Origin of the sequence: Saccharibacillus sp. CPCC 101409, assembly GCF_030518235.1 — a bacterium.
Lineage (GTDB): Bacteria > Bacillota > Bacilli > Paenibacillales > Paenibacillaceae > Saccharibacillus.
The window spans coordinates 256,326-269,596 of record NZ_JAULSA010000002.1; the positions used below are offsets into that span (position 1 = coordinate 256,326).

Sequence of the window (13,271 nt, forward strand, 5' to 3'; positions counted from 1 at the left end):
CAATGACTGCATGAAAACGCCGATTATGCCGATAAAAAGAAAAGGTCGGTCGCTGTTTCGACGCGCGGCCGAAAGTCCGATCGTGTGAAATTTACGCAAGGGAGAAGTGGAGATGCCAAACAATAACCAAAAAGCCGTCGGCATTTTTGTTCTGGCCGCCGGCCTGATCATCCTGCTCGGACAATGGGGCGTATTCGCTTTTCTGGGACGCGTCTTCTGGCCGCTGCTGATCCTGCTTCCCGGCGTGGCGCTGCATCTGGCGTATGCTTCGCGCATTCTGCCCGCCTGGGTGCTGGTTCCCGGCGGAACGCTGGCCGTATACGGGCTGATGTTCTCGCTCTGCAACACCTGGGGCTTCGGTCTGATCGGCGTATTGTGGCCGGCGTTCGTGCTCGGTCCCGGCATCGGCCTGTACGAATATGCCGCGTTTTCGCCGGCGCGGCTGCCGGGTATCCGCTACGCGGGGCTGGGCTTGATCGGGCTGTCGGTCGTCCTGTTTATTTTCAGTCTGTTGGGGCCGTTTTTTCTTTATGCGTTCTCCGTGCTGCTGATTCTGGCCGGGGCGTGGCTGCTGTTCCGGCCTTCGGTTAAGCCCGGCGCGGGCGGCGGTTGGCGCAAAATGTAAAAAACATTGAAATTTCATGAAAATCGTGTATAATAGAAGGGATCGAGGAGCGTCGGCGGGTTGTCGAACGCTTCTTTTGTGAGAAAAGCAAGCATCCGTTTTTTAACATTTTTAATAGAGAAGGGAACATTCCATTCATGCACTCGAGAGAACAAATCCGTAATATCGCGATTATCGCCCACGTCGACCACGGTAAAACGACGCTGGTCGATAAACTGCTGCAGCAATCCGGCATTTTCCGCGAACACGAGCATGTGCAGGAGCGCGCCATGGACTCGAACGATCTCGAAAGAGAACGCGGCATTACGATTCTGGCGAAAAATACGGCGATTACTTATAAAGATTACCTGATCAACATCGTCGATACACCGGGACACGCCGACTTCGGCGGCGAAGTGGAACGGATCATGAAGATGGTCGACGGCGTACTGCTGGTCGTCGACGCTTACGAAGGCTGCATGCCGCAGACCCGTTTCGTACTGGGCAAAGCGCTTGCGCACAACCTGACTCCGATCGTCGTTGTCAACAAGATCGACCGTCCGGCCGCGCGTCCGGCAGAAGTCATCGACGAAGTGCTCGACCTGTTTATCGAACTGGGCGCCAACGACCACCAGCTGGACTTCCCGGTCGTTTACGCTTCCGCGCTGAACGGCACGTCCAGCCTGGACGCCGAGAAGCAGGACGACAACATGAAGGCGATGTACGATACGGTCATCGAGCATATCCCGTCCCCGACGGAAAGCACGGTGGATCCGCTCCAATTCCTCGTTACGCTGATGGACTATAACGAGTACCTCGGCCGTATCGCGATCGGCCGCGTGAACCGCGGCGTTATTCGCCAGGGTCAATCCGTGGCGGTCATGACGCGCGAAGGCGGCATGAAGCAAGCCCGGATCGAGAAGCTGTTCGGCTTCCAGGGCCTGAAGCGCGTCGAGATCGAACAGGCCGGCGCGGGCGACATCATCGCCATCGCGGGTATCAAGGACATCAATATCGGCGAAACGATCGCCGATCCGCAGAATCCGGAAGCTCTGCCGGTCCTGAAGATCGACGAGCCGACGCTGCAAATGACGTTCCTCGTCAACAACAGCCCGTTCGCGGGCCGCGAAGGCAAATGGGTCACTTCCCGCAAGCTGCGCGACCGTCTGTTCAACGAGCTGGAAACCGACGTCAGCCTGCGCGTTGAAGAAACCGACAGCCCGGATGCGTTTATCGTATCGGGCCGCGGCGAGCTGCACCTGGGCATTCTGATCGAGAACATGCGCCGCGAAGGTTACGAGCTTCAAGTTTCGAAACCGGAGGTTATCGTGCGCGAGATCGACGGCAAGAAAATGGAGCCGATCGAACGCCTGCTGATCGATGTGCCGGAAGAAAGCATGGGCGCCGTTATGGAAAGCCTCGGCATGCGCAAAGCGGAAATGGTCAATATGGTCAACAACGGCACCGGACAAGTTCGTCTGGAATTCCTGATTCCGGCGCGCGGCCTGATCGGCTACCGCACGAATTTCCTGACGCTGACCCGCGGCTACGGCGTAATGAACCACGCGTTCGACAGCTACGGACCGTTGATCGGCGGACAGGTCGGCGGACGCCACCAGGGCGTACTCGTATCGACGGAACACGGAAACGCGACGCTGTACGGCATCCTGGGCGTCGAGGATCGCGGCACGCTGTTCGTCGAACCGGGCGCGGAAGTGTACGAAGGCATGATCGTCGGCGAGCACACGCGCGACAACGACATCGTCGTCAATATCTGTAAAGAAAAGCAGCTGACCAACGTGCGTTCCGCAACGAAGGACGATACGGTCAAAATGAAAACGCCGCGTCTGTTCTCGCTGGAGCAAGCGCTGGAATACCTGAACGACGACGAGTACTGCGAGATCACGCCGAAAAACGTGCGTCTGCGCAAAAAAGTATTGAATAAAGGCGAGCGCGAGCGCTCCGAGAAACAGCGCAAGCAGGCTCAAGCCAACCTGTAATTCGCAGGCCCGCAATTTCGGCAAAACAGTGTCAAACGGTAACTTTTCCCGCTCCGTCCGCGTCTTAAACAGAGATGCGCGTCGGTACGGCGAACAGGGTCCGCCGCCAGGGTGGCGCGCGGGCCCTGTTTCATTTTTGCCGGCTAAACGCCAAGCGGATTGTACAAGAGAAGGAGCTGGAGAATGATGAGCAGTACAAGAGGAGGCGGCCTTCCGCCGCGTTCCGGAGGAGGACGCGGCGCGAGCCGCGCGGGCTCCGGGGAAGTCCGGCGCGCCCAGGCGTCCGCTCCGCAAAGACCGCCGGCGGGCGGCGGTGGACGCAAATCCGGCGCCAAGCGCAAAAAGAGCGGCGCCAAACGGTTCTGGACTATTTTTGCAATCGTGCTGGTCCTGTTGATTATCGGCATCGGCGCTTATCTGGGCTGGGTTTATCAGAAGTCGAAAGCGATCGGAACGGCCGGGGAACCGGCCAAGTCGGCGGCCAGCCAGCCGATCGCCATGGCGCTGCTCGGCACGGACTTCCGTCAGGAAACAGGGACCAACCTGACCGACGTGGTCATGGTCGCGGCGATGAATCCGGATACGGATACCGCGACCGTCGTATCGATTCCGCGCGACAGCCAGATTCTGCTGGACGGTTACAAAGTGCGGAAGATCAACGCGTACTACCCGCATTTTCTGGCCGAGCAGAAAAAAGGCGGCGAAGACGCGAAAGAAGAAATGAAAACGATGCTGGGCAAATATTTCAATACTCCGCTCGATTACGTCACGGTCGTCAATTTCAATACGCTCAAAGACGTGGTGGACGCGCTCGGCGGAGTCGAAGTGGATGTCGATATGGATATGTGCTACAAAACGCAGGCCGACAACACGAATATCGATCTCAAAAAAGGGCTGCAAACGCTGGACGGGGAAGAAGCGCTCGGCTATGCCCGCTACCGGCATACGACCAACACGATCACCATGGACGGCAAAGATCTGTGCGCGGACAACAAAACGAAGGAATCCAGCGATATCGAGCGCAACAAGCGCCAGCAGCAGCTGATCGGCTCGGTGCTCGACAAACTGAAATCGTTCAACGCCATCACCAAATCGGGCGCGCTGATCGAAGCGGTGGCGGACAACACGGATACCGATATCGAGAACAAACAGGTGATGAATCTGGCGCGCACGTACTGGAATCTGCCCAAAGAAAATATAAAGTTTATGCAGGTGACGGGCCCGTGGGACCGCAAAACCGGCTTCGTTTATCTTAAAGACGACGAGCTGGCCGCCGCCAAACAGGCTTTGCAGGACGAAATGGCGGGCAAACACAAAGCCGGAACGGACGCGGGGGGCAATAATTGAACGGCCTTTTGCCGGTGTGATATAATCGGGGTATCAAGGCAAGCGACATTCGAATATTCCGATCCAAAGCCGTATAGGAGGCCCTTCCATGTCCGAAGCCGTTACGCAAATGACCGAAAGCCTGTTTACGCAGCTGCAGGGCGAAACGTTCGTCCTGCTCGCTACAGTCGACGCCGAAACGAACGGGCCGACTTCGACGGCCGTTTCCTGGATCTACGCCGTCAATCCGTCAACGCTCCGGTTTGCGGTCGACCATCGCTCCCGTCTGGTTCGCAATATGATGTGCAACCCGAAGGTGACGATCACGATCTTCGGAGGCGAGAAAGTCTATGCCGTCAACGGAACCGCGAGGGTCGCTCAAGACCCGCTCAAAGACGTTCCGTTCAAAATGTGCTGTTTCGACGTGGAGGTCGAAGCGGTACGCAACGCCCTGTTTTACGGAGCGCATCTGTCTTCCGCGCCCGAATATACCCGCATGCTCGACCGGGACGCCGCCGACCTGCTCGACAGCCGGGTTATGAGCGCCATGAAAAAAGCCTAGCGAATTCTCGCGGGCTTTTTTCGTTTTTCTTTCGCTTTTCGCTTGAAAGGGGGTGAGGGGAGATTCGGCCGGCGCGGCGCAGAACGCGGATCCGCCGAATAAAAGGTTGCGCTTCGCGGTTCATTAAGACTCGGGAGGGATTTTTGTGAAAAAGATCTTTGTGCTCGATACGAACGTTCTGCTGCATGATCCCCGTTCCATCTTTTCGTTTCAGGAACACGAAGTGGTCATACCGGCCGCCGTGCTCGAAGAAATCGATTCGAAGAAAAGGCTGGCCGACGAGATCGGCCGCAATGCCCGCAGCGTATCGAGAGAGCTGGACGCCCTGCGCGAAAGGGGACATCTGCACGACGGAGTCGAACTGGAATCGGGCGGAACGCTCCGGGTCGAATTGAACCACCGCAGCTTCGAGAATATGAAAGACATGTTCGGCGAGATCAACAACGACAATCGCATTCTCGCGGTTGCGCTGAATTATCATAAAGATCAGGAAGGGCTTACGGTCGGTGAAAAACGCCTTGTGGTGATGGTGAGCAAAGACGTGCTCGTCCGGGTGAAGGCGGACGTGCTCGGCCTGCTCGCCCAGGATTACATGACCGACCGGGCCGCCGATCCGGACGCGCTGTACCCGGGCTACGCGCCGCTGCTGGTGGAAGACGGGCTGATCGACAGCTTTTACCGCGACAAATACCTGTTCGCCGCCGAAGCGGGCGAGCAGGCGAAGGCGCTGTATCCAAACGAGTTCGCGATTTTGAAAGACGAAAGCGGCAGCAAATCGGCGCTCGTCAAGCTGAACGGCGACGCCGGACGGCTGGAACCCCTGTTCCAGGGGCACGACCCGGTCTGGGGCATCGCCGCGCGGAACGCGCAGCAGCGGATGGCGCTCGAACTGCTGCTGTCCGACGATATTCCGCTCGTGACGATCACCGGCAAAGCCGGAACGGGCAAAACGCTGCTCGCGCTGGCCGCGGGGCTGATGAAAGTGGAAGACGAACACAAGTACAAAAAGCTGCTTGTAGCCCGTCCCGTCGTCCCGATGGGCAAAGACATCGGCTATCTGCCGGGCGAAAAAGAAGAAAAACTGCGTCCTTGGATGCAGCCGATCTACGACAATCTGGAATTTCTGTTCGATACGAAAAGCGCGGGCGATATCGACAAAATCCTGATGGGCATGGGCAGTATCCAGGTCGAAGCGCTGACGTACATCCGCGGCCGTTCGATTCCGGCGCAGTTTATTATTATCGACGAAGCGCAGAATTTGTCCAGACACGAGGTCAAGACGATTATCTCGCGCGCCGGCGAAGGCAGCAAGATGGTGCTGGTCGGCGATCCGGAACAGATCGACCATCCGTATCTCGATGCGGCCAGCAACGGTCTGACTTATGTGGTGGAACAGTTCAAATCGCAGAAGCTTGCCGGGCATATCCATCTGGAAAAAGGCGAGCGTTCCAAGCTGGCGCAGCTTGCGGCGGATCTGCTGTAGACGGCGGGGAAATGCGAGCAAAAGACAAAGAATCCGGTTTTCGCTACCGGATTCTTTTTTTGGTTGGATAAAAAATCGTTTGGTACAATGGGGAAAGCAGGAAACGGAGGGGACCGACTTGAAGCGAAAAAATGTTTTCGTATTGTTCGGCGTCTTGCTGCTCGCCCTGATCAATCTGTCGCCTTCGCTGCCGGAGGCGTCGACGCCGAAGCGCACCGGGGAACCGGGGCACAGCTCGGCTGGGCCGGGGGGAAGGGAAGCGGAACGGCCGCTGCGGGATATCGAAGTGTATACGATGATGGAACCGTCCGAGTTCGCGGCGCTGAAGCAGCTGAACGAACGCTACGAACAGCGCTCCGGAACGAAAGTCGAATTAAAAAACATCCCGCCCGGGCGGGCATACAAAGCTTACAAAGAAGCGTATGCCGCCGGCCGGGAGCCCGATGTGCTGATGCTCGACAGCGGCTGGGTCGCCCGCCTCGCGGCTTCGGGTTCGCTGCTGCCCGCCGATCTGTACGGCGGCGGCGGAGCGGCCGCTTCGGATTCGCTCGGCCTGCCGGCTTCGGCCGTGGAATGGAACGGCTACCGCTGGGCGGTGCCGCTCGACCTCGATCCCTATGCCGCCGCCTGGAACCCGGATAAGTTCGCAAGCGACGCGGGGGCTCTTCCCTCGGAAAACGAAGCGTGGGAGAAATGGGAAGAAGGGCTGGAGGGTAAACCGGCCGAACAAGAAGCCGGAAGCGCGACCGGGGCCGAAGCGCGGCAGACGGCCGCGGCGGATAGCGCGGACGGAAGCCTGATAGGACTTCCGGGCGGCGACGGCAGGGCGTTCGCGGCGCTGCTCGCGCTCTGGGGCGCGACGTTTGCGGACGGGGCCGACGAGCCGACGGTGCAGGCGATCGAGCGAGCGGACCGGCTGCGCGGGCGGACTTACGTAGCCGATTCGACAGATTCGAATCTGCTCGCCAAAGCGGAATCGGGCGAACTTTCGCTGGTGATCGACAGGCTGTCGAATCTGGAAAAGGCGGAGCGATCCGCCGTTCGCACGGCGCCGCTGCCGGCCGCCGCGGCCGGCACGGCGGCTATGCGCAGCCTGGGGATCGCCGCCGATACGCAGCACGCGCGGGAAGCTTCGCTCTGGATCGCTTATATCACGGGCGGCGAGTCGCAGGAAGACTGGTTTGAGCTGACCGGCCATCTGTCCGCGCTGCGGGGCGTATACGACGATTCCCAGCGCGCCGAGCTGCTGCGCTGGCTGCCGGACGCCGACTCCGGCCGCAATTCCGCCGGCGCCGCGGCCGCGGCGGCCGAATCCAAAAAAATAGCGGCCCGGCAAAATGCCTGGGCGCGCTCGTTCGGATCGTTTTATGAAGGGAAGCTCGATGTCGAAGGCCTGACGGAGGCTTTGTTTCCTTGATTGTCCGATTTGGGTTTGAAGCGTTACAGGACCAGCCTGAGCTTGATCCGCAGGCTGCCTGGCGTCATTTCCACTCCGGTCACTTCGACAGGCGCCACCTGCTGCGGATAGAAGCCCAGATCGTATTTGCTTTCGAGTTCCAGGCGGGTCGATTCCGGCAGTTCAAGGCCGTTGAAGACGAGCCGGTCGACATGGAAGAGCACGGCGTTCTGCGGCTCGGTTTCCAGGGTATAGCGGCCTTCGATCCGCAGCGTCAGCCGGTCCTGCCGGCCTTCCGCCACGATCCGGTCCTGTTCGAACGTGAAAGCGAAGTTTTCCAGGTCGGCGTTTTGCGAGCGTAAAAAGTCATTTAGCTCGGCGTCGGTCAGATCGATCGTATAACGCGTGCCCAGGCCCGAGACGTTCATCTTGCCGCTGCTTTGCAGGAAGTCGGGCAAAGACGAGCTTGCCGCGGCCAGCGACGCGAAATATTCGTCCACTTCGTACAATCCGACATTGTTCCAGTAAGCGTTCAGCTCTTCCGCCATGCGGCTCATGCTCTCGGGATCTCCGCTGGCAAGCAGGCCGGAATCGATATCTTCCCGAAGCCGCTTTAAGCGCGCCTGCTGCTGTTCGATGCCCCGTTTGACTTCGTCCAGCCTGGCGGAGTTGGCGCTCAATTCCTCGCGCCGGCTTTGCAGCTTCTGCGTATCTTCGCGGAATTCCCCGATCAGCTGTTCGTCGTGGCGAATCGCCAGCTGGTAATACTTGTACAGCTGCAGAAAACTTCCGAGCGATTTGGAAGCAAGCAGCGAATAGATCAAAGGGCGCTGCTGCTGCATATACTGGGCGCGGACGACGCCGTCCGTCCGCTCGCGGTTCTCGGCAATGCGCGCTTCGAGCGCGTCGATCTCCTCGCCGAGCTGTTTGCGCCGCTGCGTTAGCGTTTCCTGCTGCGCGGCGATGCGTTCCACATCGCGCTGAAGTTCGTTCAAAGACAGCGTTTCTTCGAGCAGTTTCCGCTGTTCGGGCGTCCAGTTTTCCGCTTCGGCAGCTCCGGCCGCGTCGGAACCGTACGAGACCGCCAGCGCCGCCGCCAGCAGGCCGGCGTATAACCGTTTCATGGAGCGTTCCCCCGCTTTCCGTTGAGACTCCGGCTTTTCCGCGAAAGTTTCGCGTCCGGGATGTGCGCAGCTTGGTCGGTATGTTAAAATAAATTCCCTCGCATCTGTTCGTACTTGATGGAAATGCCGCATTTTTCTTCTTGATATCCATTTAACCAAATTATAAGGCCAGTATGTTTTGCCCGCAAACCGGCTTCATGCGGGCGGCACCGCCAAAAGGAGGACCGGAATGAAGATCGGAGTTATCGGGGGAGGATCGCTCGGCCTGCTGTTTGCCGCTTACGCGGCGAAGGCGGGGGGAGAGGTCGAACTCTATACGCGAAGCGGCAGACAGGCCGACAGGCTTGAAGCGGAAGGAATCGAACTGCAAACGGGAGAAGAGAACTCTTCTTTTACCGTCGCTCCGGAACGATTCGCCGCCCGGCCGATTGCCGGGTTTGCGCGGCCGGAAGCGCAGGACCGATGGATTCTGCTTGCCGTCAAACAAAAAGATTTGTCGGACGAGCTGATCGATACGCTTCGCGCGGGCATACGCTCCGGCGATCGCCTGCTGTGTCTGCAAAACGGCGTAGGCCATCTGGAGCGCCTCGATGCTTCCCTGCCCGGAATCCCGGTGTATGCGGCCTTGACGACCGAGGGAGCGAGGAGACTTTCGGACCGTTCCGTGTTTCATGCGGGCCGGGGCGTTACTTCGTTCGGGATGCCGGGAAGGCGGATCGAAGGAGAAGCGGAGAAAAATTTGGCGAGACTGTTTGAAAAGGCAGGATTATCCATGTCGGCGTCGAATGAAATCGAGACGCTCATTTACCGGAAATTGGCGATCAACGCTGTTGTCAATCCGCTTACCGCGATCTGGAACGTTCCCAACGGCGGCCTGCTCGCTTCGCAAGAACGTCTGTCCCTGATGCGCGGCGTGTTCGACGAGATTGCGCGCGTTTATGCAGCGGCCGGCATTGCCGGAGCGGACGGATGGTGGGAAGAGGTGCTCGGCGTCTGCCGCGCGACGGCGGCGAACCGCTCGTCGATGCTGGAGGACGTTTCCGCCGGCAGAGAAACGGAAGCTCCGTGGATCAGCGGAGGCGTCTGCGAACTGGCCCGGCGCTTCGGGGCGGACGCGCCGCTCAGCGGCATGCTGCTTCGTCTGGTGCAGGGAATGCGCGAATAAGGGGGAACTGTATGTTCGGAACGATCTCCGCGGTGCTTGTTACGCTCTGTGTACTGCCTTTTGTGCCTTTTGTGCTGATTTACGCCGTCGGAGCGCTTCGCCGCCAACCGAAACGATTGTCTTTCCGGCGGGCGATGGACGGAACGACCCCTTTTCTGATTTTTTCCGTTTCCGCTTTGTTCAACTACGTATTTTCGGTCTCGTTCGGATTTTATTTGCTGCTGCTGCTTCTATTGCTGCTGGCCGGACTGCTCGGCAGCGCGCAGAACCGCAAGCGCGGGCGCGTCGATTCGCTGCGATTGCTTCGCGGAGTCTGGCGGCTGGCTTTCTTGTTTCTCGCTCCGTTTTACGTGATTTTGGGTATCGGCGGATTTATCCTTTTTTTAATGAATAGCTGACACGACTGTGATACATATGCAAATTGAAAAACGTAAGTTCACTCGATTTTTCCTCGGAATATAGGCTTTTGAGATAGAAAATATGACAAAACAGCAGCGATTTTTGAAAAAAAGCGTAAGATTCTGAAAAAAGGTTATAGATTTTTTTTGCAGTGAGGGGTATAATCAATAAAAAAATTAATCTTTTTAAGTAGGGGGAAAGCTGCAGGATGAAAAAGAAAAGCTGGATGATGCTTCTCACGCTGATTCTCGTAATCGGCACGGTTCTCGCAGGCTGCGGAAGCGCCAAAGAGACGACGACAGACACGGGTAGCAAGACCGAAGAGGGTACGACGGGCACGGATAAGGGGACTACAACCGAACCGGCCGGCGATGCGACGGACGCCAATCTGGCAGCCGATCAAACCCTGCACTTGAACCTCAGTGCGGAACCTCCGACACTCGACCCTGCTCAAGCTCAAGACAGCCAATCGAACACTGCACTGCGCTTTATGTATGAAGGTCTGGCGAAGATCGACGCCGACGGAAATCCGGAAGGCGGCGCAGCCGAAAACTGGGACATTTCTGAAGACGGCCTGACTTACACGTTCCATATGCGTCAAGGCGCAAAATGGAGCAACGGCGACCCGGTAACGGCAAACGATTTCGTATACGCCTGGCAGCGCGTCCTGAGCCCGGAAACAACTCCGGCTCCGGTATATGCTTACCAGCTGTACTACATCAAAGGCGCTGAAGACTTCAACACCGGCAAAACTTCGGATTTCTCGACTGTAGGCGTTAAAGCGGTCGACGAAAACACGCTCGAAGTTACACTGGTCAACCCGACCCCTTACTTCCTGGGACTGACTTCGTTCTACACGTACTATCCGGTGCACCAAGCGTCGGTTGAAGCGGACGAAGCATGGGCGACGGACGCAAGCAAAATGGTGACAAACGGACCGTTCACCCTGACGACCTGGACTACGGGTTCCGAAATGGGCTGGACGAAAAACGAACAATATTGGGATGCGGCCAGCATCAAGCTGACCAACGTTACGGCTTCGATCGTAAACAGCGGCGCAACCGAAACCGCTTCGTACCAAAGCGGCGAGATCGATTATGCCGGCGCTCCTACGGGCGAAATCCCGACCGACCAAATTCAACCTCTGAGCGATCAGCTCAAAGACGAATTCAAACTGTCGGATATCGCTTCGACTTACTACTATGAATTCAACAACAAAGAAAAACCGTTCGACAACGCAAAAATCCGTAAAGCTTTCGCAATGTCCATCGATCGTCAATCGCTGATCGACAATGTAACCAAAGCCGGACAAACTCCTGCTTACGGTTTCGTGCCTACGGCAATCGCCGGTCTGGACAATAAGTCGTTCCGCGAAATGTATCCGGACAGCGGATACCTGACGGAAGATGTGGAACAAGCTAAAACGCTGCTGGCGGAAGGGATGAAAGAAGAAGGCCTCACGAAGCTTCCTCCGATCACCCTGCTGTACAACACCAGCGAAAACCACCAGAAGCTGGCCCTGGCCGTAGCCGACATGTGGGAAAAGAACCTGGGCGTAACGATCGAAACAAAGAACGAAGAATGGTCGGTATTCCTCGAAACGCGTAAAACGGGTAACTATCAGATCGCTCGCGCAGGCTGGTCTGCCGACTATGACGATCCGATGACTTACCTCGACATGTACGTAACGGACGGCGGCAACAACACCGCTTTCTACTCGAACGAGAACTACGACAAGCTGATCGCCGAAGCTTACAAAGGCGGCAACGATCCGGCTAAACGTATGCAGGAACTGGCGGATGCCGAGAAACAACTGATCGGCGAAGACACGGCGATCATTCCTGTGTACTACTACACGCAAGCATCGCTGACTAAACCTTACCTCAAAGGTGTAACGACAGACTTCTCGGGTGCGATCAACTTCACCCGCGCTTACCTGGAAGAACATTAAGAGCGGTTTACGGTTAGAAGCAGCACCTAACCTTGTCAACGCCAAAAAGTAAGGTTACGCCCCCTGAATGGCACTTAAAGCGTGTGCGTTTCAGTTGAACGTAAACCTCTGATTAAGAGTTGACAAGGTACCAGTTAAATAAAAACTCGGGATATATGTGAGCTTCATATATATCCCGATTTTTTTGCATGTTTGTGGGCTTTCCAATTATCTGACGAGAACGCCAATAAATAACTATGAATACAATGGATTTTGTCAAATAAATTTGTATGAGATCGATGAAGGACAAGTAGGAACGAGTAGAAAAGAAAGGGGAGAAATTGTGCAATGGCACGTTATGTAACCAGTAAGTTTCTATACACGCTGCTTTCTTTATTTATCCTGATTACGGCAACCTTCTTCTTGATGAAGGCGATTCCGGGCGATCCGTTCATGTCCGAAAAAGAAGTGCCGGCTCCGATCCGCGCGCGGTTGGAGGCTCAATACGGTCTCGACAAACCGGAAATCGTGCAGTACGTCAATTATCTGGGCAATATCCTTCAGGGCGACCTGGGCATCTCGATGAAGAAGCTGAATCAGGATGTCGGACACATTATCGGCCAGACGTTCGGCGTGTCGCTGAGACTGGGCCTGGTGGCGGTAGTCGTATCCGTAATCGTGGGGGTGGGGCTGGGTCTTCTCGCCGCGCTTTACCACCGAAAGCTGATCGACAATGTGACGATGGTGCTTGCCGTGCTTGGTATGTCGGTACCGAGTTTCGTGCTCGCTTCGCTGCTTCAATATCTGCTCGCCTTTAGGCTGGACTTATTCCACGTAACCGGTCTCAAAGGCCCGCTCGATTATGTGCTCCCGGTAGCGGCGCTGTCCGCGCAGCCGATCGCGTTTATCGCGCGTCTGACGCGTTCGAGCATGCTGGAAGTTCTGCATGCCGATTATGTCAAAACGGCCAAAGCCAAAGGTTTGAAATGGCCGGCCATCCTGTGGAAACACGTGATTCGCAACGGCATCCTGCCGATCGTGACTTACGTGGGACCGATGACCGCCAACGTTATTACGGGGTCGGTCGTCGTCGAACGGATCTTCGGCATCGGCGGCATCGGCAAAGTGTACGTCGACAGTATCAATAACCGCGACTATACGCTGATTATGGGGATTACCCTTTTCTACGGCATCATTTTGATGGCGGCGCGCTTCATTACCGATATCGTTTACGTTCTCGTCGATCCGCGCATCAAATTGACATCGGGCAAGGAGGGTTAAG

Annotated in this window: 11 protein-coding genes; 10 read left to right on the forward strand and 1 reads right to left on the reverse strand. The window is 56.9% G+C overall.

Annotated elements, in window-relative coordinates; genetic code table 11:
• Positions 1-112: 112 nt before the first annotated feature.
• From QWJ34_RS05385 to QWJ34_RS05410, 6 genes are all read left to right on the forward strand, one after another.
• Positions 113-625, forward strand: a complete 513-nt coding sequence (locus QWJ34_RS05385) for a hypothetical protein (RefSeq protein WP_302726046.1) — start codon at positions 113-115, stop codon at positions 623-625.
• A 137-nt stretch (positions 626-762) separates the two neighbouring features.
• A complete protein-coding gene (typA, locus tag QWJ34_RS05390) occupies positions 763-2,604 on the forward strand; it encodes a translational GTPase TypA (RefSeq protein WP_302726047.1) in 1,842 nt (613 codons plus the stop codon).
• A 186-nt stretch (positions 2,605-2,790) separates the two neighbouring features.
• A complete protein-coding gene (locus QWJ34_RS05395) occupies positions 2,791-3,951 on the forward strand; it encodes an LCP family protein (protein ID WP_302726048.1) in 1,161 nt (386 codons plus the stop codon).
• An 88-nt stretch (positions 3,952-4,039) separates the two neighbouring features.
• Entirely contained in the window at positions 4,040-4,492 is a 453-nt protein-coding gene (locus QWJ34_RS05400; protein ID WP_302726049.1) for a pyridoxamine 5'-phosphate oxidase family protein, read from the forward strand.
• 145 nt (positions 4,493-4,637) lie between these two features.
• A complete protein-coding gene (locus QWJ34_RS05405; RefSeq protein WP_302726050.1) occupies positions 4,638-5,975 on the forward strand; it encodes a PhoH family protein in 1,338 nt (445 codons plus the stop codon).
• A 118-nt stretch (positions 5,976-6,093) separates the two neighbouring features.
• Positions 6,094-7,392 (forward strand): extracellular solute-binding protein, encoded by a 1,299-nt coding sequence (locus tag QWJ34_RS05410; protein WP_302726051.1) that lies wholly within the window; start codon positions 6,094-6,096, stop codon positions 7,390-7,392.
• A 23-nt stretch (positions 7,393-7,415) separates the two neighbouring features.
• Here the strand turns inward: QWJ34_RS05410 and QWJ34_RS05415 are convergent, their stop codons facing one another.
• Positions 7,416-8,495: a hypothetical protein gene (locus QWJ34_RS05415; RefSeq protein ID WP_302726052.1), complete on the reverse strand. Its 1,080-nt coding sequence runs from the start codon at positions 8,493-8,495 to the stop codon at positions 7,416-7,418.
• Between the two features lie 229 nt (positions 8,496-8,724).
• On the opposite strand from QWJ34_RS05415, the gene QWJ34_RS05420 reads away from it, so the two are divergent.
• The 4 genes from QWJ34_RS05420 (at position 8,725) to QWJ34_RS05435 (ending at position 13,270) form a co-directional block, all read left to right on the forward strand.
• The gene (locus QWJ34_RS05420; RefSeq protein ID WP_302726053.1) at positions 8,725-9,660 is read left to right on the forward strand and encodes a ketopantoate reductase family protein; all 936 of its coding nucleotides are present in this window, start codon (positions 8,725-8,727) and stop codon (positions 9,658-9,660) included.
• Between the two features lie 11 nt (positions 9,661-9,671).
• Positions 9,672-10,058: a DUF3397 domain-containing protein gene (locus QWJ34_RS05425; RefSeq protein ID WP_302726054.1), complete on the forward strand. Its 387-nt coding sequence runs from the start codon at positions 9,672-9,674 to the stop codon at positions 10,056-10,058.
• A gap of 209 nt (positions 10,059-10,267) precedes the next feature.
• Positions 10,268-12,010, forward strand: coding sequence for a peptide ABC transporter substrate-binding protein (locus tag QWJ34_RS05430; RefSeq protein ID WP_302726055.1), 1,743 nt, complete (start codon positions 10,268-10,270; stop codon positions 12,008-12,010).
• A gap of 327 nt (positions 12,011-12,337) precedes the next feature.
• Positions 12,338-13,270, forward strand: coding sequence for an ABC transporter permease (locus tag QWJ34_RS05435; protein ID WP_302726056.1), 933 nt, complete (start codon positions 12,338-12,340; stop codon positions 13,268-13,270).
• Position 13,271 lies beyond the last annotated feature (1 nt).